Here is a 2,257-nt window from a genome sequence, read left to right as displayed (position 1 = left end):
AAATGAGGGAAATCGCCGGGCCCGACCGCATAGGAATGGGGGACCTTGTTTATTCCACAATAGATCGGGACGTAAACAGTGCTGTACGTGTCGTCCACACTGAACCACGTGACTCCGCCTATCGGGTCGGGCAGCCACGAACGCATCTGCGAGACGAAGGAGAATCCTGTCTGCTGTGTCGAAGTCGCTCTTTCGTTCACATATTTATTTTCATCTACGGTCCAGGTCAATGGCCTCCACCTGTATGGACAGGAGTATGGCCCGGCGCCGACGTCCTTCGTCATATCGAAATCGGTACCTTCGAAGTGATCGCGCATGAATTCCATGATATCGTGGACCGACAGCTTGCGGTCCGGCTTGATAAAGAGGGGCATCGGCTCCGCGCCGGCAACACCCTTGACGAAATCCATCGAGAGGTTCAACGATGGAGCGGCCCTGTTGAACATCGCGTAGACACGAGCTTCGCAGAACCTTAGCGCTCCATAATCGAGAGGCCCGTACGCGTCAGCAAAGCTGAAATCCTTGTCTGATCCCTCGTAATAACCCATCTCGCGCGCGAAATCGATCACATCGGGAGCGTAGAGACAGTTTTTCTTGTCCTTCAGCGGGAACTGGCGGATCCTCGCCTGATTGGCATGTCCCGATATGTATCCATCCGGAATCTTTCGCACTACCCAGACCGCGCCGGGATTCGCGGCGTTCTTTCCTATCAGGTCCATGAACCAGACTTCGTTCGGATCGGCTATCGAGAATGATTCGCCTGAACTGTAATATCCATGCTCTGCTACCAGGCTGGTCATGACATCAATAGCTTCCCTGGCCGTCTTCGAACGCTGCAGAGTGATGAACATGAGGCTACCGTAATCCATGACCGCTGTCGAATCACGAAGTTCCGAACGACCACCCCAGGTCGTCTCCCCAATGCTCACCTGGTGTTCATTGATCAGACCGACCACAGAATATGTATGCGCCACCTGCGGGATCTGACCGAGATACTTGCCGGTGTCCCATTCATAAATATCCAGCATACTGCCGGAAAGATGGTCCCTCGCCGGCCAGTGATAAAGTTCGCCATATAATACATGGGAATCGGCCGCGTACGTTATCATCGTCGACCCGTCGACCGAAGCCCCGTTCGTGACCAGAAAATTGGTACATGCCATCACCGGCATACCGGAAAGGACCGCTGCCGAGACGATAGCGATCAGTAGTGCCACCTGCTTCCTCATGCTGTGATACCTCCTGTTAACAGCAAAGTTGTGAATTCAATCGAATCTCATCAATACCATCTGTGGCAAAGGATGTCCCGACAAATCGAGTGCCCGGACCTCCAACCATAGATAATGCATAATAGTGTCATTCATGATGCAAAGCCCTGATAACGTCCTCGCTCGCCGCCCGCATGGCGGGATAGAGCCCGGCAATCACCCCTATCCCGGCGCAGATACCGAAGCTGTAACCGATCCAGTTCCATGGGAGGATCAATCCCGCGCCTATATTAAAATGGTTGAATGTCATCCCACCCACTATACCCAGCAAACCCCCAAAGAGGCCCAATATAGCAGACTCGACGAGGAACTGCGTGAGAATATGTTTTTTCCTGGCACCCATCGCACGACGTATACCGATCTCCCTTGTCCGTTCGGTGACCGATACGAGCATGACGTTGGCAATTCCGATCCCGCCCACAGCAAGCGACACAAAGGCGATCAATACTATGAAATTTGCGATTTCGGCGTTTGTGTCCTGGATCGTCGACAGGAAAAAATCCTGCCGTCGAACACGAAAATCATTATCCTGGTCTTCGCGGAGACGGTGATTCCTTCGAAGTATCGTTTCGATATCGAATAGAGCCTCATCGTCACTGCCACCCGCATTCATCTGCGCTAATATGCTGGAGAGGTGATCGACCCCGTAGAGACGCTCCTGCGCGGTGGTTATCGGCATGAACACCTGGTCGTCAGGACTTGACCAGCCCTCACCTTTCACCCCGAGCAACCCTATCACCGTGAAACGCTTCGAATTCAGAAGGATGCTCTCCCCCACGGGAGAACCGCTCCCGAAAAGTTTTTCATGCACAGTCGAACCCAACAGACAGACCTGCGCCCTCCTGTCCAGTTCCTCTTTCGTGAAAAACCTTCCATCTATCGGAAAATCGTTGTTGATTACAGCATATTGTGGAGTCGTCCCAGTCACCCTTGTGGACCACGTCTTGTCCCGGTATTCTCTGTTACCCTGGCCGGAGTAGATCGGCACA

Annotated in this window: 2 protein-coding genes; both read right to left on the bottom strand. The window is 53.1% G+C overall.

Annotation, left to right across the window (positions count from 1 at the left end):
- A partial coding sequence (locus tag KOO63_07160) for a C69 family dipeptidase (protein MBU8921582.1) occupies positions 1-1,229 on the bottom strand: 1,229 nt, incomplete at its 3' end.
- Positions 1,230-1,356: 127 nt separating this feature from the next.
- The coding region (locus KOO63_07155; protein MBU8921581.1) for an ABC transporter permease at positions 1,357-2,257 on the bottom strand (901 nt) is incomplete at its 5' end.

This window comes from Candidatus Latescibacterota bacterium (genome assembly GCA_019038625.1).
In the GTDB taxonomy this organism is placed as follows: Bacteria; Krumholzibacteriota; Krumholzibacteriia; order Krumholzibacteriales; family Krumholzibacteriaceae; genus JAGLYV01.
The sequence above is the reverse complement of the archived record's forward strand: the minus strand, read 5'-3'. Positions and strand labels throughout refer to the sequence as shown.